This is a genomic window from Nocardiopsis synnemataformans (genome assembly GCF_965343085.1).
GTDB lineage: Bacteria > Actinomycetota > Actinomycetes > Streptosporangiales > Streptosporangiaceae > Nocardiopsis > Nocardiopsis alborubida.
Window position 1 is genome coordinate 41,579 of record NZ_CBDRFA010000028.1, and the last position, 16,093, is coordinate 57,671.

At 71.2% G+C, this 16,093-nt stretch carries 23 protein-coding genes; 3 read left to right on the forward strand and 20 right to left on the reverse strand.

Features of this window, described 5'->3' with window-relative positions; genetic code table 11:
• Positions 1-2: 2 nt before the first annotated feature.
• The 14 genes from ACSIH6_RS17575 to ACSIH6_RS17640 all read right to left on the reverse strand — a co-directional run bounded on the left by ACSIH6_RS17575 (position 3) and on the right by ACSIH6_RS17640 (position 10,272).
• The gene (locus tag ACSIH6_RS17575; protein WP_435109390.1) at positions 3-566 is read right to left on the reverse strand and encodes a phage tail tube protein; all 564 of its coding nucleotides are present in this window, start codon (positions 564-566) and stop codon (positions 3-5) included.
• 65 nt (positions 567-631) lie between these two features.
• Entirely contained in the window at positions 632-1,066 is a 435-nt protein-coding gene (locus ACSIH6_RS17580; RefSeq protein ID WP_435109391.1) for a phage tail termination protein, read from the reverse strand.
• Positions 1,066-1,368: a hypothetical protein gene (locus ACSIH6_RS17585; protein ID WP_435109392.1), complete on the reverse strand. Its 303-nt coding sequence runs from the start codon at positions 1,366-1,368 to the stop codon at positions 1,066-1,068. Before ACSIH6_RS17585 ends, ACSIH6_RS17580 begins: the two co-directional genes overlap by 1 nt.
• Positions 1,368-1,670: a DUF5403 family protein gene (locus ACSIH6_RS17590; RefSeq protein ID WP_435109393.1), complete on the reverse strand. Its 303-nt coding sequence runs from the start codon at positions 1,668-1,670 to the stop codon at positions 1,368-1,370. The genes ACSIH6_RS17585 and ACSIH6_RS17590 overlap by 1 nt, the downstream gene beginning before the upstream one ends.
• Positions 1,670-2,008 (reverse strand): phage head completion protein, encoded by a 339-nt coding sequence (locus ACSIH6_RS17595; RefSeq protein ID WP_435109394.1) that lies wholly within the window; start codon positions 2,006-2,008, stop codon positions 1,670-1,672. Before ACSIH6_RS17595 ends, ACSIH6_RS17590 begins: the two co-directional genes overlap by 1 nt.
• Before the next feature lie 11 nt (positions 2,009-2,019).
• Positions 2,020-2,439 (reverse strand): hypothetical protein, encoded by a 420-nt coding sequence (locus ACSIH6_RS17600; protein ID WP_435109395.1) that lies wholly within the window; start codon positions 2,437-2,439, stop codon positions 2,020-2,022.
• 3 nt (positions 2,440-2,442) lie between these two features.
• Complete coding sequence (locus ACSIH6_RS17605; protein WP_435109396.1) at positions 2,443-3,357, reverse strand: hypothetical protein; 915 nt, start codon at positions 3,355-3,357, stop codon at positions 2,443-2,445.
• A 2-nt stretch (positions 3,358-3,359) separates the two neighbouring features.
• Complete coding sequence (locus tag ACSIH6_RS17610) at positions 3,360-4,307, reverse strand: major capsid protein (RefSeq protein WP_435109398.1); 948 nt, start codon at positions 4,305-4,307, stop codon at positions 3,360-3,362.
• A 59-nt stretch (positions 4,308-4,366) separates the two neighbouring features.
• Complete coding sequence (locus ACSIH6_RS17615; protein ID WP_435109399.1) at positions 4,367-4,888, reverse strand: hypothetical protein; 522 nt, start codon at positions 4,886-4,888, stop codon at positions 4,367-4,369.
• Between the two features lie 95 nt (positions 4,889-4,983).
• Complete coding sequence (locus tag ACSIH6_RS17620; protein ID WP_435109400.1) at positions 4,984-5,187, reverse strand: hypothetical protein; 204 nt, start codon at positions 5,185-5,187, stop codon at positions 4,984-4,986.
• On the reverse strand, positions 5,187-6,758 hold the full coding sequence (locus tag ACSIH6_RS17625) for a VG15 protein (protein ID WP_435109401.1): 1,572 nt from the start codon (positions 6,756-6,758) through the stop codon (positions 5,187-5,189). Before ACSIH6_RS17625 ends, ACSIH6_RS17620 begins: the two co-directional genes overlap by 1 nt.
• Positions 6,755-8,092, reverse strand: coding sequence for a phage portal protein (locus tag ACSIH6_RS17630; RefSeq protein WP_435109402.1), 1,338 nt, complete (start codon positions 8,090-8,092; stop codon positions 6,755-6,757). The genes ACSIH6_RS17625 and ACSIH6_RS17630 overlap by 4 nt, the downstream gene beginning before the upstream one ends.
• Before the next feature lie 10 nt (positions 8,093-8,102).
• Positions 8,103-9,815 (reverse strand): hypothetical protein, encoded by a 1,713-nt coding sequence (locus ACSIH6_RS17635; protein ID WP_435109403.1) that lies wholly within the window; start codon positions 9,813-9,815, stop codon positions 8,103-8,105.
• Positions 9,796-10,272, reverse strand: a complete 477-nt coding sequence (locus ACSIH6_RS17640; protein ID WP_435109404.1) for a phage terminase small subunit — start codon at positions 10,270-10,272, stop codon at positions 9,796-9,798. Before ACSIH6_RS17640 ends, ACSIH6_RS17635 begins: the two co-directional genes overlap by 20 nt.
• A 782-nt stretch (positions 10,273-11,054) precedes the next feature.
• Between ACSIH6_RS17640 and ACSIH6_RS17645 the strand changes: the two genes are divergently transcribed.
• The 3 genes from ACSIH6_RS17645 (at position 11,055) to ACSIH6_RS17655 (ending at position 12,045) form a co-directional block, all read left to right on the forward strand.
• The gene (locus ACSIH6_RS17645) at positions 11,055-11,231 is read left to right on the forward strand and encodes a hypothetical protein (protein WP_435109405.1); all 177 of its coding nucleotides are present in this window, start codon (positions 11,055-11,057) and stop codon (positions 11,229-11,231) included.
• A gap of 8 nt (positions 11,232-11,239) precedes the next feature.
• A complete protein-coding gene (locus ACSIH6_RS17650) occupies positions 11,240-11,515 on the forward strand; it encodes a hypothetical protein (RefSeq protein ID WP_435109406.1) in 276 nt (91 codons plus the stop codon).
• 338 nt (positions 11,516-11,853) lie between these two features.
• On the forward strand, positions 11,854-12,045 hold the full coding sequence (locus ACSIH6_RS17655) for a hypothetical protein (RefSeq protein WP_435109407.1): 192 nt from the start codon (positions 11,854-11,856) through the stop codon (positions 12,043-12,045).
• Between the two features lie 97 nt (positions 12,046-12,142).
• Here ACSIH6_RS17655 and ACSIH6_RS17660 read toward each other — a convergent pair whose 3' ends face one another.
• From ACSIH6_RS17660 to ACSIH6_RS17685, 6 genes are read right to left on the reverse strand one after another with little or no spacing between them, the layout of a single operon-like run.
• The gene (locus tag ACSIH6_RS17660; RefSeq protein WP_435109408.1) at positions 12,143-12,958 is read right to left on the reverse strand and encodes a hypothetical protein; all 816 of its coding nucleotides are present in this window, start codon (positions 12,956-12,958) and stop codon (positions 12,143-12,145) included.
• 34 nt (positions 12,959-12,992) lie between these two features.
• Positions 12,993-13,280 (reverse strand): hypothetical protein, encoded by a 288-nt coding sequence (locus ACSIH6_RS17665; protein WP_435109409.1) that lies wholly within the window; start codon positions 13,278-13,280, stop codon positions 12,993-12,995.
• Positions 13,280-14,299 carry a hypothetical protein gene (locus ACSIH6_RS17670; protein ID WP_435109410.1) on the reverse strand — a complete coding sequence of 340 codons (1,020 nt, stop codon included), beginning with the start codon at positions 14,297-14,299 and terminating at the stop codon, positions 13,280-13,282. The genes ACSIH6_RS17665 and ACSIH6_RS17670 overlap by 1 nt, the downstream gene beginning before the upstream one ends.
• A complete protein-coding gene (locus ACSIH6_RS17675) occupies positions 14,292-14,750 on the reverse strand; it encodes a hypothetical protein (protein WP_435109411.1) in 459 nt (152 codons plus the stop codon). The genes ACSIH6_RS17670 and ACSIH6_RS17675 overlap by 8 nt, the downstream gene beginning before the upstream one ends.
• Positions 14,740-15,030, reverse strand: a complete 291-nt coding sequence (locus ACSIH6_RS17680; RefSeq protein WP_435109412.1) for a hypothetical protein — start codon at positions 15,028-15,030, stop codon at positions 14,740-14,742. The genes ACSIH6_RS17675 and ACSIH6_RS17680 overlap by 11 nt, the downstream gene beginning before the upstream one ends.
• On the reverse strand, positions 15,027-16,019 hold the full coding sequence (locus tag ACSIH6_RS17685) for a helix-turn-helix domain-containing protein (RefSeq protein ID WP_435109413.1): 993 nt from the start codon (positions 16,017-16,019) through the stop codon (positions 15,027-15,029). Before ACSIH6_RS17685 ends, ACSIH6_RS17680 begins: the two co-directional genes overlap by 4 nt.
• Between the last annotated feature and the right edge of the window lie 74 nt (positions 16,020-16,093).

The following is a 16,093-nucleotide window of genomic DNA, read 5'->3' on the forward strand; positions in this document are numbered from 1 at the left end:
CCTCAGGAGCTGGTGGCGGGCTTGCTCTTGGGCTTGAGGCCGTACAGGCCCGTCTGGCCGGAGCGGCCCAGGATGGTCGCGCGCACCGGCAGGCCCATGAGGGCCTGGGGGTCGGCGGTGATGTCGTCGGCCCGGTAGATGGACACCCGCGGGAACCACAGCGGCAGCGTCTCGTCGCCGTCGCGGATGAGCGTCCACAGGGTGCCGGTGACGGGCACCGGGTTGTCGGGCACCATCACGTACCCGGTGACCGGGTCCAGCTCGGCGTTCGCGCCGTAGTAGAGCCGGTAATTTTCCTCGGTCCATTGCTGGAGCACGAACGCAACCCGGTCCACGCGCGGGGTGTAGACGGTGCGCTTGGCCCGGTTGCGCCAGGTGCCGAGTACGGTCTCCTCGCCGCCCTCGCCGTTGATCGCGAACGGGTCTTCCAGCGCGGTGTGACCGAGGTCGCCGTACCCTTCGACGGCCGGGTCGTTCTCGTCGGCGGGCGGCGGGGTGTTCTCGGCCGGGTGGAACCAGTACTCGCCTACGGCTGGGACGAGATCGGCGTCGTCATCGAGCGCCATGGCATGCCTCCTACGGGCAGACAGGTGTGACAGGAACGGGTGCGGATCTGCGCGCAGGGGCGCGGTCAGGCGGCCCGGTGCGGGCGCAGCCCGAGAACGTAGGTCGCCTGGTAGCGGTAGACGCCCTTCGGAGTGGTGGAGCCGCGGCCGGACACGGAGTCGGGCAGCAGCGCCGGAGCGGATCGCTCCTCGTAGTGGCCGATGTGGCCCATGCCGGGCACGACGTGCTGAGTGCGCCACGCGGTGAACAGCGCAGCCCGGCAGGCGTCGGCGAGGTCGTCGGCGGCCCGGTCGGTGGTGTGCCAGCACTGCACGTCGATGACGGCCTGGTCGTAGCCGCGCGGGTCGTAGGCGCCGCCGCCGGGCACGCGGCGGGCCATCACCACGGGCGGCGGGTTCAGGGTCAGGTCCGGCATCAGGCTGTACGCCTCGACCGGGGCCAGGGCGGGGCGCAGGATCTCCAGCACGAGCGAGGTCGCGGGGGCGAACCGGCGGGCCATCAGCCGCCTCCTGCCGTGTCGCCGAGGGCGGCACGCAGCTGAGCGATGATCTGGGCGGCCAACGACCTCGCGCGCGGATGCCAGTCCTCGCCCTTGACCTCCAGGTCCCGCTCGAACTCGGCCACCAAGGCGCGCACGCGGGTGAGCGCGGCCTGGTCGACGCCCGCGTCGCGGAGCGAGGCCAGGGCGTCGGCGGCGACCGCGCGGGCCTCGCCGAGCGCACCCTCGGCGCGACCGGCGCGGGCGACCGCGCACACGTGATGGGCGGCATCGAGGTAGCAGTCCTCGGCGTGCTCAGTCATCAGCGGGCCCCGATCGTGCGGTGGATGATGTACAGGCCCTCCTGAGCGGCATACGGACGACCGGCCGAGGACACCCCGGCCTCGCGCCCGTACTCGATCGCCGCGGCGTTCGGGTCCTCCATGGACACGAAGCTGTCGATCTTGCCCTTGGTGACGACGATCTGGGCCTGGCCGGTCTCCCGGTGGGCGGCGAGGAGACTGCGGGCCCGCTTCGCGAGGATCTCCGCGCGGTCGCGCACGGCGCCCTTGACGCCGGGCAGGCGGGCGACCTTGGCGTTGCAGTTCTTGTCCACGCGGGCCATCACGCTTCACCTGCCCCTCGCGCTTTGAGGATCGCCTGGACGTGCCGGGTGCGCTTCGACCCGTTCGACCGCAGCGGTTCGCCGTCGATGTCCCAGTCCCGGCCGTCCCAGCGCACCCGCGCCCACGGCCCCAGCGGAGCCTCCCGGGTGATGAGCCGGTACCGGGCGACGGTCTGTTGCCCGGCCGCGGCCACGTCGTCGGAGGAGACGGGCTGCACCCGGGCGCGGACCTGGACCGGGTCGGCGGCCGGGATACGGATGGGGTTGCCGTCGGGGTCGGTCGAGGTGGTCTCCGGCCAGACCTGGACCAGTTCGTTGCCGGTGTCGAGCAGCGACACGAGAGCCTCCCTCAGTCCAGGACGTGGTGGTAGCTGGACCGCCATGGGATTTCGCCGCGGGTGGTGGCCAGGGTCCACAGGCCCGAGCGGGGGCGCCGGAGGCGGGCGAGGATGTCCTTCTCGTCTTCGTTCAGGTACACGCTCGCGTTCTCGGCCTCCTGGCGGTACGTGTAGTCGCCGTCGGTCTCGGAGGTGTAGCCCTCCAGGTTGCGCCAGCGGCGGGCGGCGGCCTCGAACACGATCGTGCGGACGTTCTCCGGCACTTCGACCAGGGCGCCGTCCTCGTCCACCCATGTGCGGCGGGCCTCCCCGCGCACGAGCCCGGACACGGCGCGGACGACCATCTCCGCCTGGGTGTTGTCGGTCAGGTCGCCCTCGCCGACCCACTCGCCGAACTCCTTCAGCGTCACGAGCAGCGGCAGGGTGGCCATGGGTCAGCCTCCGATCTGCTGGAGTTGCGCCTTGGTCAGCGCCTCGGCGGCCTCGCGGTCGTGGCCCTGGTCGACGGCGTAGTCCACCCACGCCGCCCTGGACGCGCGGGCCATGGGCCGCCTGGAGGGGACTGCCTCCGGCGGCGGCTCGGTCGGGGGCGCGTCCGGCTCGGGCGTCTGCTCGGTCTCCTCCGGCGTGTCTTCGGGCCTGGGATCGGGGGGCGGCGTGTAGCCGTCCTCGTACCGGCACGGGGTGGGGAACGCCTCGCGGATGAGGCGGCCGACCGGCCCGTCGGTGAACGCGCCCGGGTTGGTGGAGATGAACAGCGGGTCGTCCGACGGTGCGGCCTGGGACGCGGAGTGCACCTTGACGTCGGCCGCCTGCTCACCGCCGACCTGGGCGAGGTTGCCGTACAGGGTGCGCTTGTGGACCACGGGGATCCCGCGCACCTGGGGTCGCGACAGCGCGTCGAGCATCCGGGCCTTGTCCACCACCATCGGCACGTGCAGCTCGTAGCTCAGCGGCTCGGCCACGCCCAGGGCGCGCAGGGCGCGGGCGGTCGCCAGCATCCCCTCCCGGTAGCGGCTGTGCGGGGTGCGGGCGGCCACGTCGGCGACCGGGCCCCGGTGCAGTACCGGGATCTCCTCCAGCGGGCGCATGGTGAAGAAGTCGTCGTTCATGTAGATGAACGAGTCGCTGACCTCAGGATGCGAACACGCGACCCTCATGTTCCCGGTGCTGTTCGCCCACTTCGTGGAGAACTGGGCGCGCGGAATGTGCCTCACGCCCTGCACCCACCGGGGCATGTGCCCCACGATCCACACACGGTCGTGGGGCACATGGGCGGCCAGCGCACGGAGCGAGTAGCGCAACTCGTCGCTGCGCTTCTGCGGACCCACCACGTACACGACGTCCATGGTCAGGACCCGAGTTCGATCTTGACCGCTCGCACCAGCAGCTCCTGGGCGCCGGACTCGGTGGGGTCCTCCGCCGGGGTGAACACGCCGGTGAGCGGGTCCAGGTGGCCGACGTCGGTGACGACCTCGGTGCCAGTCCAGGCGTCGAGGATGAAACGGTCCTCCACCTCGTCCGGGTCGAAAACGCGCACGGTGCGCACGGCGAAGCCGTTGAAGGTCTGCATCGCACCCCACGGGGCGCCGGTCGGGACGACGGGGGCGAGTGCGGCCTGGACGTAGGCGGTCTGATGGAACGCAAACGCCTCGTCGGGCGCGAGCGCGGGCACCGACACGACGTCGAACCCAGCGATGCGGCCGATGACGGCCTCGCGCAGAGCGCTGTCGGTGCCGGACTGGTCGAACCGGTTGAAGTGGTCCGACTTGAGGATCGCCGCCTCCACCGTGGATCCCACAGCCACGGACCGTCCCGAGAAGGGCACCCTCGCGTCGTTGAGGCGCTTGCGTGCGTCCACGAACGTGCCGTAGGGGTCGACCATGTCCAGGGTCAGGGTGTGGGCGTAGGTCGCGCCGGTGATGGTCGTGACCAGCTCGTCCTCCAGTCCGCGGCCGATTCCGGCCAGGGTCGGGTTGAGGACCTGGGTGCCGAAGTTTTCGATGTCCAGGGTCAGCTCTTCGTCGGTGATGGGGATGTCCCCGTACACGTCGGTGGTGAGCTTGACGTCCACGCTGGTCTCGTTCAGCTCGCTCTTGACCCGCGGGGTGCCCGAGCGCAGGGCCCGCTTCTGGGCGTTGAAGTAGGCGGGCAGGCGCACGGTGACGGTGTCGCCCTTGGCGCCCCGGAAGTCGTTGGTGTTGCCCCAGCGCCACACCAGGTTGGGGAGCACGACCTCGCGCTCCAGGAGTCCGAGCGCCGTCGAGACGACGCGCTCGGCCTTGATGAATTCGGACATGACGTCCCTCTCTGTGAGCCGCCCCGGTCGTCAAGGACGGGCGCGGGGGCGGTGGGTGATCAGCGCCGCGGGATCTTCGCGGCGAGCTTGCGCGGGTCAGTCTCCTCCGGCGGGGCGGGCGTGCCGCTGCCTCCGGGGCGCAGCCGCTCGTTGGGCCGCCGGGGGATAGAGTCCGCCGGGGTGGGCGCGGTGCCGAACGTCTCCAGGAGTTCGTCGGCGTCGGCCTCCAGTTCCTCCTGGGTGGAGCCGACCAGACGCTTGGCCTGGGCGGTGGTGAGGCCCTTGGCGGCGGCCACCTCCAGGCGCAGGGCGCGCTGCTCGGCGGCCGTGGCGCGCTTCTCCAGAGCGGCGGCGGCCTCCTGGGCCTTCTGCTGCTCGCTCTTGTTGGCGTTCTCCAGCTCGTCTAGCCGGGTGGCCTTGTCCTCCAGCTCCTTCATCCGGGAGCGCAGACCGGCGGCCTCCTGGTTGGCCTTGTGGATCTTGGCCTTGGCCCGCTCCAGGTCCAGCTCCTCGTCGTCGCCCTCCGGGGGCTCCGGGTTCGGGTTGTTGTTCGGGTCGGTGGGCTCGATCGGCTCGGGCATGGGTGACCTCCAGGGTCGGGATGGGGCGCCCTCCAGGGGCGCCGGGCATGCGAAAGCCCCGCACCATCAGGTACGGGGCTGGTCAGGGTGATGGGTTACCGGCGGCGCACGGGGCGCAGCACCATCTCGTCAGGGTCGGGGCCGTCCTCGTCATGCACGCACGAGTCGTGCTGCCCGGCCTCTGGGGCGGGCGGCAGCGGTGGCACCGGGGCCTCGGCCAGGCGGTCGCGCACGCGATCCAGCGCGGCCTGGGTGTCCGCGGCGTGCGGGGACTGGTGGAGGAACTCCTCGGGCGTCATCACGACCTCATTCCCAGGCGATGGAAGAGCCGGTCCAGCGCGGCCGCGATGGGCGCGAAGTCGTCCGGCTCCCACTGGTAAGGGTAGCGAGCGGTCGGACCTTCGAGCAGGCCGTCCCGGCTGTAGTCGAGCACGTTCTCCAGCTCGGCGAGCATGGCCGGGTTGCCTCCCTCCTGAGCGATCCACTGGGCGTAGGAGCGAGCGAACAACTCGCGGGGCCCGGCAAGGTAGCGCGCGTGCGCCTGGGCGTCGGCGTCCAAGACGAACGCGCGGGCCGTGCCATCCGGTTGCTGCACGAGTGACCACGTGGTGCCCTCGTCGGCCTGAACCATGGCGACCAGGTAGCCGAACGCCTTGGAGCCGAGGATCGCGTCGTACCAGTCCCCGAACAGTGCGCCCTCGTCCACGCTGGCGCGGTTGACCGCCATCTGCCCAGGATCGCCGATGCCCTGGTGATCCAGGAAGTGGCCGAGCTCGTGGGCGATGGTCATCCGCGGTCGAACCGCAGTGGACGAGATAGTCAACGACTCGTTGCCCGACTCCCGCCGGTATCGGCCCTGGGACGTCGGCCCCATGGCGGTGAACTGGAACGGGATCTGCGGCAGCTCCCGATCCGGCGGCGCTTGGTGCACGTTGGCGATCGCCTGCCTGGTCTCCTCCAGGTAGGCGGCCTCGGCGCTGCTGGCGTCCTCGTCGGCGATGATGAGGTTATCGCCCACCCGGGGCTCGCCCTCGTCATCGCCATCATCGGCGATGGGGTCAGTGGGCGGCGGGTCGGCGGGCGGTTCGCTGCCACCTCCGGCGGGACCGGGACTCTCGGTCTGCTCGTTGTCCTGGGAAGCGTTGACCTCGGCGACGTGCGCCTTCCAGGCGGCCATGGGGTCGTCGGTGTTGGCGGTCACCGTCTCCCAGGAATCCACCCACCGCGCAACCTCCGGCGGCAGCTCCTCGCCCCGGGAGAACACCGGCCACGGCTCACAAGCGCAGTGGTCGTGGTAGCTGTCGCCGTCGTCAGTGGTCGACGCGGACTCGCGGGAGCCGTACACGGCGCCGCGGCTGGCGAGCATCGCGCACCACCAGCACGGTGACGGCCCCGGCAGGCGGAACCACCCCAGCGCCTGGGAGTCAGAGCGGGCCGATTCCGTGATGGCCTTCCGGCCGCCTTCGGCCACCAGGCGCTCAGCGGATCCGGTGACGGTGACGATGGCAACGTCCAGGGCCTCGCCTGGGGATCGCCCGGCTCGGCGCCCTTTCTCGTAGGAGGTCAGGCCCGTCACGGCCAGCGAGGTCTCCAGCTGGGCGGCCGGGGCGCGGGGCACTTCCACCGTGGGCGGGCGGCCGGGCACTCCGGCCTCGGCGCGGGCCTGGGCGTAGAACTGGCGTCCGATCTCAGCGGACCGGGCCCGCTGGTCCTGGACCATGGCGGCCATCTGCGGGTACAGCACCGGCCACACCTCGCGCGGGCCCCGTTCGTCCACCAGGGATCGCCACAGGTCCGTCATGCCCAGAGTGAGCAGGGACGTCAGGGCGGTCTGGGTGGTGCGGTGTCGGCGGGCGAGCGCGGTGCTCACCCGGCACCGCCGAGGTCGGCCATCTGGGCGTCGATGCGCTCGGCGAGCTGGCGCATCGGGTCGCCCTGCTCAGCCAGGGTCTTCCACTCGGTGACGTCGTCCTGGGTGACGCCGGGGATGCGCCCCCACAGTGCCTGCGGCGGAATCTGAAGCATCGTCGCGGCCTTGCCCAAGGCGTCGACCGCCTGAGCCAGGGAGCGGGATCCCATGTCGGCCCAGGTGACATGCGCGCTGGAGTCTGCGGCTTCGGCGGTCAGGCCCTCGATGGCGGCGGCCAGCCGGAGCGACTGGTCGTGCGCCTGGCCCTCGGTCTTCTTGCGTTCCTCCACCTTGCGCTCCAGTCCGGCCTCTGCGGCGGCCAGGGCTTCGGCGGACAGGTTGACCATTTGGCCGGTGAGCTGGTGGCTGGGTGTCTGGGAGACCGCAGCGAGGGTCTCCACGTCGGCGCGTCCGGCGTTGACGAACCCGTCCATGGGAGTTTCGTCCAGGGTGCCGAACTTGGTGTCGGGGTCCTCGGCGATGAGCAGGTCGTCCTGGCGCAGCCGGAGCTTCGCAGCGCGGGCTTCCTCCTCGGTCTCCGGTTCGGCCATACCGGCGGCGGTGCGGATCTTCCAGCTGTTGAAGTGCTGGACCATGAGCCGGTCGAACGTGGTCTTGTTGATCCGCATCGCGGTGGTGATGAACGGCTCCACCTCACCGGGACTGTCGCCGTCGAGATCGAGCATCGGGGCGTGCCGCACGATGGGGCACACACCCACGTTGTGCTCGTCGAAGCTGATGTACTCGACCTTGTCGCCGTCGGCGTCTGCGGACAGGTACCAGATGCGCTCCTCGTCGTAGAGCCGCAGCGCCCAGTTCTTCCCCGACGCCTCGGCCCGCAGCGCGTACATCGGCCACTCGTCCTCGACGTCGTCGGCGTACCAGGCGAGCATCTTGCGAGGCGACACGCTGCGCATGACCGCGCCGGAGTCACCGGGCAGGACGGTCTCGTAGGCCTGCCCGTAGGCGAGCCCGGCGCGGCGCAGCGCGACCTGCCGGGCGTCCATGCCGTTGCGCTGCCAGATCGCCCACACCGGGTCGACGGTGCCCCCGGTGGGGGTGCGGTAGCCATCCACGTACATGGACTGGGACACGGCGCTGACGACCAAGCCCAGCCACGGCGTCTTGGCCAGTTCCACCAGGCGTTTGATCTCGTCCCCGGCGTTGCGGGGCAGGTCGTTGTCCTCGTGCCGCCACTTGTACCAGCGGTTGATCCGGTCCAGCCGTCGGCGCTCTTGTTGGAACTCGGGCAGCAGCTGGTCGTGGACGAGTTCGACCACGTCGGCCTGGCTCATCACCGTGTCATCACCAGACCTTTCCGGTACGTCGGCGCTTGCGCGCGGGGTTGTTCAGGACCAGGCGGCGCAGCATGCGGGCGCCGACCATGCACACGGCCAGGTCGACCTTGCGAGCGGACTCGCGGTGCCCCTTCCACAGCGACACCCCCCACCGCCACGGGTAACGACGGGCGTTGCGGGCGTGGATGATCAGCCGCTTGTCGCCGTCGTGGGTGAAGGACCGGTCTTCGATCTCCAGGGCGGTGCGCTCGGCCGCGGCCGTGAACTGGGCGGCGCGCTTGTGGCTGGTCATGTCCCACATGACCGAGTGGCCCTCGTAGCGGCCGGGGATGGCCCAGAGTTCGAGCTGGTGGCCGTAGCGGCGGTGCCAGTCATCGATGAGCGCGTCCCAGTAGCGTTCCTGGGTCTCGTCGTCGCGGGTGTGCGACGGGTCCGCCCAGAACGCGACCACGCGGTAGGTCTCGAAGACCTGGTCGACGCGGGAGTCGATCTCCCCGCGCGGGGCCAGCCACCCCTCACCGCGCGCGCCGGGCGGCTTCTGCCACATACCGAGCGTGATGATGTGGCCGTCCGAGATGCGGCAACCCACCAGACCGGTCGCGTCATCCGACTTGGAGCCGTCGAAGAACAGCGCGATCTCGTCCTTCGGCGCCGCCTTGATGTCGGGGTGGGACATCTCCTCGGACTCGAAGTCCTGCGGGACGATCCATGCGTCCTCGGCTGCGACGATCTGGTTGTACCAGAACCGCCTGGACCTGCTCGGCGGGTTGCGGGGGTCCAGGATCGCGGCGACGATTCGCTCCACGTTCAGCCAGGTGGCGTCCCCACGCACGGCCTCGATGACCGCACGCGCGAACTCCGGCGCCAGCAGCGCCTCGGGCGGGGCCTCCAGCGAGTCGTACATGATCCCCGACACCAGCGACGTCCCGGCCTGCCCGGCCTCCCATGCTTCCCGGGCCCGCTGGGCAACGGAGTCCTCCGAGGGCTCGTAGGCGTTGGTGATGGACAGGGCGCGGGCGGCGCCGTCCGCGGACTTGGTGGCGTTGCGGTCGATGACCGCGTCCATCTCGTGGCCCTCGTTGGAGGACAGCCAGTGGTGCGTCTCGTTGCGGACTACGAAGGTCGCTCGCGCACCCTCCAGCGCACGCGGCGAGGACGTGACGGCCTCGATTCGGCGAGCCCCCTGGTGGGCGTAGATGATCTCCTTGCCCAGGTCGATCCCGTACCGGGCGATGGCCGCCTTGGTGAACAGACCCGGAAACAGGGTCATGGTGTTGCGGGTCTGGTCCTTGGACACTGCGGCGATCTGCACCCACGCCTCGGGGTGCGCGATCCCGGCCGGGTGCTCGTTGCCCCAGGGGTCGGCGACCATGCGCCCAGACGGATCCGGTCGGCACGGGCCCACGAACTCGATCGCCGCCCAGGTGGCGGCCAACGGGTCTTTGCCCCAGCCCTTGAGCCGTTGGATGACGCCGTCGCGGTAGATGAACCGGTTGTGCTCGTCGACCGCGTACCACCACAGCGTCAGCCGGAGCTGCTCCGGCGTGTACCGCCACGGCAGCCCGGTCGCCTGCTGGAGGTTCTCTGCGGTCCAGGCCACGGCGTGCCACCCGAGCGTGCGCTCGGGCAGCAGCCACCGGCCGAACTCGTCGCGCTGCCAGCTGGGTCCGATGCGGACCGGTTCAACCCGCGGGGCGTCCTCAACCGCCGAGGGCGTCACGGTAATCGTTGAGTGCCGTCACGGCGGCCGACGGTCCCTCCTCTTCGGCGGCCTGGAGTTCCAGGCGCATCCGGCGCCGGTCCCCCTCGGTGACCAGCAGCACCGACATCGCCTTGAGGTAGGCCGCCAGCGAGGCCCCTTTGAGCGGGATCTCGTCCTTGACGACGTCTCCCTGCTCGGTGATGCCGACGACCTGGGGCTTGAGGTCGCGGCTGATCGACTCGGCGATGAGGTAGGCGGCGGCCCAGTCGGACGGTTCGTAGAATTCGGACTGGCCGGAGGTCTTGAGCGAGGTGTACCACCGCTTGGCGATGGGGTGCCAGTCCTTGTCCGCGGCCGGAACAGTGACCTTCCGCGAGCGGGGCACCTTCGCCACGGTGGTGGTCTCGCCGTCGGCGGGCTTGTTGCGGCGGCGCCGCTCGGAAGAGTGTTTGGGAACGGGGCCTCGGGTGCCCATGGTGGCGACCTCCAGGGTCGAAAGCGCCTCCAGGGCGCGGCCGGGCGGTGGCGAAAAGGCAGGGGCCTGAATGTTGAAACCCGTACAGGACCGGAGCTGCTATGACCCCCCGGGCTATCGGCGTTCCTTAGGGGGGCGCCCCCCACCACGTTTGCCCTGCTCAGAGGGTTGCGTGGCGCCGGGATGCTGTTCGGGCTTGCGGAGGCGACTCGGGCGCGGACGCCGGGCAGCGTTGCCCTCGGCGGACGACTTGCGCTTGTGGTGTCGCGGACACAGGAGCTGGAGGTTCTCGTCGCGGTGGTCCCCGGGATCCCCCCGGTGGTCGACGTCCGTCCCAGGCTCCCCGCAGATACCCCCGACGGCCATGCGCCACTGGCACTCGCCTCGGTCGCGGCGGATGATGCGTGGCCGGATGCGGGTGTACCAGTCGGGTGGGAGTTCCTCACGGCGGTTGGACCCCTGCCATCCCCCAGACATCCCCAGGTCACCTCCCCCACCTGACGCGGGTGTGCCCGCCGGGTTGTCGTGGTGGCCGCCTGTGGCCAGCCCAGGGTGCGCCGAGGGGGTGGGCGTTACTGTGGCGCCATCCCCGCGCGCCTCGGAGGCTCCCCGTGTCGTATCCCCCTGCCCCTGGTCCTCAAGGGCCGTATGGTCCTCGTCCTCCGCAGTGGCAGCAGCAGCCCCCGCCGCGGCAGTGGCAGCCGCCCGTGTCGCAACGGCCTCGCCTGCCGAACGGGCAGTTCGCTCCGCAGAGCTACTCACCGCCACCGCCGCCTCCGGCGATGCCCCGGTACTCCAAGAGCGTGGAGCGCAAGCACGGCCTGGGCGGCATGGCCAACAGCGTGCACCTGATCTTGACGCTGCTGACGTGCGGGCTTTGGTTGTTCGTGTGGGTCCCGTGGTGGATCGTGCGGATGGTCATCCCGCGGCGGCGGGTCACGAAGACGTACTACAGGTAGGGGCGACTATGTTGCAGTCGACGAAGGTGTTGATCCTGCTCGGGATCGCGCTGGCCGTGGCCGGAGTGATCGCTGGCGCCCTGCCGTTTGAGGCCGGGCTCGGAGCCAGTTGCGGGCCGGTGTTCTCGCCGGGGAACCCCTACATCGAACCGGCGGTGTGCGCGACGGAAAGGTCAACACGAGCCCTGTTCACGTGGGGGCCGATCGTGACCGGAGCAATCTTGGTGTTCGGTGCGGTGCTCATCGATCCGTCGTTCGGGCGAAAGAGCGAAGAGGCGAAGTAGGCCCCGCTCCGGCTCGCGCGCCTACCCCCCAGCGGAGCGGAGCCAGAGCGGGACGTGTGAGCGCCCCGGCCGACCGTCACTCTCATGTCGGTCGGCCGGGGCTGGCCCTGCCCTGTGTCGACGCGCGACCCCCCGGAAGCGCGGATCAGGGGCAGGGTGTGCCCGTGCGGGGCCAGGCGGCATAAGCGGGCTGGCGCGGCATCGGGCACGTGGAACGCCCGGCGGCTGAGCATGGGGCCGCCGAGCGAGTCTGTGGCAACCACCTGGTGCAGGTGCACGTCTTGAGGTGAACGAGGGCCACTCCCACCCTCGTGTTGACCGTGATTACGGAGGCGCACATGGTGAAGTTCAAGATCAACCACGGGCTCCAAGGCGTTCCCGAGGGAAACATCCGCGAAGTAGAAGCCGACTACTACGAGGAGAGCGGTGAATTCGTGAGGTTCATCAAGAGGCTGGACAATAGCGACCGAGTCCCGGTGCTCGCGCTGAAGGTGGGGATGGTTCACGCCATCGAGCGCGTCCAGGAGTAGCCCCCACGACGAAGGCCCCGACCGTCTCCCGGTCGGGGCCTTCTGGCGTCTTCAGGGTACGCCGAACGTCCTATCTCGGCGGTGCCTGTGGATAACTCTAGCCACGGCGGGCGGGTGCGGCAAACACCGGGGCGTCCAGCCGGGCTGCCAGCCACTCCCAATCGCGTTCCGGCCACGCCGGGCGGCCGCGCAACCAGGTGCGGCAGTCCTCGGCCGGGGGCTCGCACGTGTCGCTCACGCAGACGATCAGGGGCTCTCCGGCGACCACGCGGACGGTGAGGGTGTGCTGCCCTCCGGCGGGGTGGCGGGTGGTCGCGCCGTGGCACCAGGCGCACAGGGCGGACAGCACCTGGCCGTCCACGACCTGCTCCAGGGAGCGCTCCAGGACGCGGCGGGCCCAGGCGGCGAAAGCCTCGGCCGCCTTCAGGGCGTCGGGGTCGGTGGAGGCGGCGACGCCCAGGTGCTCGGCGACGTGGGCGACGTGGCGGTCAATCGCGGCGAAGTCGTAGGCGCTGCTCGGGACCTCGGGATCGGCCACGCCTGCATTCCAGCTGATGCGGTCGGACAGGGCGACGACGGCGGCGAGGATCTCGGCGAGGTCGTCCAGGATGGAGACGGTCACCGGGGCCGGGGACGCACCGAGGACTCGCTCACCGGGCTTCCTGTCGGCCTTCTCCGCGCGGGTGAGCCGGTCCAGGACGGCGCGGGCGGCCGGGGAGAGGGTGCGCCGGGCGGTGCGGCGGCGGGCACCGGGCAGTCGGAGCTGGTGCAGGTCCGGCCAGGAGGCGGCGACCTGGGCGAGGTCGGCGCGGACGGCGGCGAGGCGTGCGTCGCGGTCGGCGGTGACGGCGGCGTCGGTCAAGTGGTCCCCCGGGGTGGTGTTGGTGGTGCGTGCCCGAGGCTCGGATTCCATCCGGCTGGCGGACGGAACCCGGGCGGTGGGCGGGTCAGACGCGAGGCGGCTTCTGGTCGGCCTCGTGAGCGCTGGCGCGAGCCTGGGCCAGAAGGCGGAGCGCGGCGGAGCGCCGGTCGGGAGGCATGTTGCGCAGGATCTCGTTGCGGAGTTCCTTGGCTTCGGCCGCGCGCTCCCAGTTCGCCTCGGCCTCCTTCCAGCTGGCTTCTGCGCGCTTCCAGTTCGCGGCGGCCTTCCGGTTCCGCCGGATGGCGATCAGTCCGCAGATGATGACGCCGGTCAGGCAGATGATCGTGATGCTGTTGGCGATGAGCTGGATCATCAGTTCGTGGTCCTCTCGGTGGGGTGGGCGTCGTCTTCGAGGCGGCGGGCGGCACGGCGGGGCCACGTCGCGGCGGCCAGCTGCTCACGGGAACGCGGGTCGGCCGGGGCCGGGGCGGGGGCTCCCTCGGCGAGCTGGCGGGCGCGGATGAACGCCCTGTCCCGGTCGTGCAGCTCCTCCACCGGCGTGCCCGGCGTCCACCGGGGGGAGGTGTGCGAGATGCCGACTTCCCACCGGCCGCGCGCGCGGGAGACACGGACGTCGCCGACGCGGAACAGGATGGCCGTGTCGAGCTTCTCCTCGGCGCGGGCCAGCAGCTCCTTCCTGAGGTCCGCGAGGGCCTGGAGGCGGGTGTTCTCCTCGCGGGCGGCGGCCAGCTGCTCCTCCAGCTCGCGGATGCGGGCGTGGCGGCGGACCGCCTCGGCGTCGTCGGCTTCGTCGTGGCGGATGATCGTCTGGTGCAGCTCGGCGATGCGCCGATCCCGGGCGGCCAGCTCGGGGCCGACCACGGTCATCACGGCGTAGGCCCGGTGCGCGGCCTCCACCCGGCGCACGTGCTCCAGGGTGGGGCTGGGCATGTCCGGCTCGACGTACAGGGCCTCGGCGATCCGGGCGCGGATGGCGGCGTGGTCGGCGGGCGTCTCCACCTCTTCGCCGTCATCGGTGCCCAGGAGCGATCCGGCCAGCGCCTCGGCGTGCTCCTCGTCCAGCCGGAGCGCGACGGGCTGGCCGGGGTCCGTGGTGCACAGGACCCAGGTCACGCCGTTCTCGTCCCGGGTGGTGATCCGGTCCCAGCGGGCCGTCACGGGGTTCGCGTGCTGCTGGTAGGCGCGGACGGCCAGGGCGACCGCGCCGAGCAGCATCCCGATCTCCGTGCCGGTCAGCGGCTGCTGGCTGTGGTCTCGACGGCGGGCGTTGATGTAGTCCCCGGCGATGCACAGGGCGTCTTCGAACGCGTCGACGGCCAGGCCGTTCTGGGCTTCAGCGGCGGCGGCCGTGGTGAGGATCTGGTCAGGCATCGGCGCGGGCCTCCTCGGCGGAGATGTGCGGGGCGATCAGGAGAGCCATGTGGCGCAGGACGGTCCTGACGACCTCGCCCTGGGCGTCGTGGTCGATGGCGGACTGCCACAGGGCGATGCAGGTGTCGATGTGGTCGTTGAGGAGCGCGACGGCGAGCCGGGAGCCGATGAGGGCGCCGGTGGGCACCTTGCCGTCGGGGTTGACGTGGCGGCCAGTGCGGGAGGAGACGGAGCCGAGGGTGGCGGTCCTGCTCGTGAAGGCGGGCTCGACGTGGGCGACGGCGCCAGCCCATCCGGACATGTGGGCGAGGATGTTGGTGGTGCCGGACAGGCGCTCGAAGGCCTCTTCGACTTCGGCGACGGCGCCGGGGATGCCGTGTTCGTGGCGGACGGCGGCCTTGAGGACGTCGAAGGACGCTTGGATGTAGGGCTCTTCGTGGTCAGCGTTCATCGGTCTGGGTCTCCTGTCGGGTGAGGGCGGCGCGGGCTTCGGCTGCGTGGCGGTGGACGGCGTCCGGGTCGGCGCGCTGGCCGGGCGGGGTCGGCATCCACGGCGGGGCGGCCTGGACAACGGTGCGCCGCCAGCCGCGCGCCCAGAGGGCCTGAACAAGCTCGGCAGCGTCGACCTCGGGGTCGGGTCGGGCGCTCGCGGGGGTCTGGTCGCGGCGGGTCAGGTACCAGGTGGCGGCGCGGACGGCGTCGGCCCGGTCGGTGTCGGTCGTGGGGCTCACTGGGTGTCTCCAGAGGCTCGTTGGGCAGCGAGGGTGGCGCGGATGGCGGCGGCGTGGCTGCGGACCTGGTCGGCGGAGGGGCCGGTGGCGGGGGCGTCGTCCAGGTAGTCGGTGACGACGCTGGACAGCAGCGGGGGCTGGGAGGGGGCGTCAGCACGGCGGGGGCGGCGGCCGGTGCCGTTGTGGAGCGTGAGGGCGGGGCGCGCAGGCTCCGTCTCCTCCTGGGGCTCGGGGACGAACGCCTCGCTGGCGTTGCTGGCGGCGGTGGACGTCGGCAGGAACCGGGACGCGTCGATCTCGTTCCTGATGGCAGCGCGCACGTACCCGGCGGGGCGGTCCACGGGGCCACCGGCGGCGTCGAGGATGCCGAGGGCGACCTTGCGGGCCCACGTGGTGGTGATCTCCCGGCCGGTGGCGCGCTCCAGCTCCTGACGCGCCGCGTCAGCGGCGGCGTCGAGGGCGTCGGTGATGGAGGTGCTCGTCGTCCGTCCGTCGCGGCGGCCGGAAGCGGGGCCGGTGCGGTCCTCGCTGGCGCCCGCCCGGGGGGACTGATGGGTACTCCCGGAACTTCTGGAACTCTTGTGTCCCGCTCCGGGACGACCCTTGTCCCGCTCCGGGACAACCTCTTGTCCCGCTGTGGCACCACCCTTGTCCCGCTCCGGGACAACCTCTTCGGTCTCGTCCTCTCCCGTCCGGGCTTCGGCGGGAACGGTAAGGGTGGTGTGCGTGACCTCGTTGTGGGTCGGCGACTTGCCCTTGCGCTGGCGGCGGTGGATCCAGCCGTCCTCTTCGAGCACGGGCAGGTAGCGGGCGACGGTCGACTTCCCGAGGCCGGTGGTCTCGGCGAGCTTCGCGAGGCTCGGCATGAACCGTTCCGGGATGACGCACGTGTTGACGTCAGCCCAGGTGGCGAGGGTGAGGGCGATGTGCCGCGCGGGAGCGGGCAGGCCGGATTCCCGGATAGCGCGCTCGTAGGCGAACCTGGACACCGAACCCCCTTCATTCATCGTGTTGCATCATCATGTTTCAACATCAGGATATGGTGAAGGGTGGCGAGTTGCAA

Bases quoted from the DNA above. Each gene is read 5' to 3' on its own strand.
- ACSIH6_RS17640 (WP_435109404.1), bottom strand. From the start codon at position 10,272: ATGGGCACCCGAGGCCCCGTTCCCAAACACTCTTCCGAGCGGCGCCGC.
- ACSIH6_RS17620 (WP_435109400.1), bottom strand. From the start codon at position 5,187: ATGACGCCCGAGGAGTTCCTCCACCAGTCCCCGCACGCCGCGGACACC.
- ACSIH6_RS17605 (WP_435109396.1), bottom strand. From the start codon at position 3,357: ATGGACGTCGTGTACGTGGTGGGTCCGCAGAAGCGCAGCGACGAGTTG.
- ACSIH6_RS17660 (WP_435109408.1), bottom strand. From the start codon at position 12,958: ATGGAATCCGAGCCTCGGGCACGCACCACCAACACCACCCCGGGGGAC.
- ACSIH6_RS17575 (WP_435109390.1), bottom strand. From the start codon at position 566: ATGGCGCTCGATGACGACGCCGATCTCGTCCCAGCCGTAGGCGAGTAC.
- ACSIH6_RS17630 (WP_435109402.1), bottom strand. From the start codon at position 8,092: ATGAGCCAGGCCGACGTGGTCGAACTCGTCCACGACCAGCTGCTGCCC.
- ACSIH6_RS17655 (WP_435109407.1), top strand. From the start codon at position 11,854: ATGGTGAAGTTCAAGATCAACCACGGGCTCCAAGGCGTTCCCGAGGGA.
- ACSIH6_RS17615 (WP_435109399.1), bottom strand. From the start codon at position 4,888: ATGCCCGAGCCGATCGAGCCCACCGACCCGAACAACAACCCGAACCCG.
- ACSIH6_RS17650 (WP_435109406.1), top strand. From the start codon at position 11,240: ATGTTGCAGTCGACGAAGGTGTTGATCCTGCTCGGGATCGCGCTGGCC.
- ACSIH6_RS17585 (WP_435109392.1), bottom strand. From the start codon at position 1,368: ATGACTGAGCACGCCGAGGACTGCTACCTCGATGCCGCCCATCACGTG.
- ACSIH6_RS17670 (WP_435109410.1), bottom strand. From the start codon at position 14,299: ATGCCTGACCAGATCCTCACCACGGCCGCCGCCGCTGAAGCCCAGAAC.
- ACSIH6_RS17590 (WP_435109393.1), bottom strand. From the start codon at position 1,670: ATGGCCCGCGTGGACAAGAACTGCAACGCCAAGGTCGCCCGCCTGCCC.
- ACSIH6_RS17580 (WP_435109391.1), bottom strand. From the start codon at position 1,066: ATGGCCCGCCGGTTCGCCCCCGCGACCTCGCTCGTGCTGGAGATCCTG.
- ACSIH6_RS17665 (WP_435109409.1), bottom strand. From the start codon at position 13,280: ATGATCCAGCTCATCGCCAACAGCATCACGATCATCTGCCTGACCGGC.
- ACSIH6_RS17610 (WP_435109398.1), bottom strand. From the start codon at position 4,307: ATGTCCGAATTCATCAAGGCCGAGCGCGTCGTCTCGACGGCGCTCGGA.
- ACSIH6_RS17600 (WP_435109395.1), bottom strand. From the start codon at position 2,439: ATGGCCACCCTGCCGCTGCTCGTGACGCTGAAGGAGTTCGGCGAGTGG.
- ACSIH6_RS17645 (WP_435109405.1), top strand. From the start codon at position 11,055: ATGCCCCGGTACTCCAAGAGCGTGGAGCGCAAGCACGGCCTGGGCGGC.
- ACSIH6_RS17675 (WP_435109411.1), bottom strand. From the start codon at position 14,750: ATGAACGCTGACCACGAAGAGCCCTACATCCAAGCGTCCTTCGACGTC.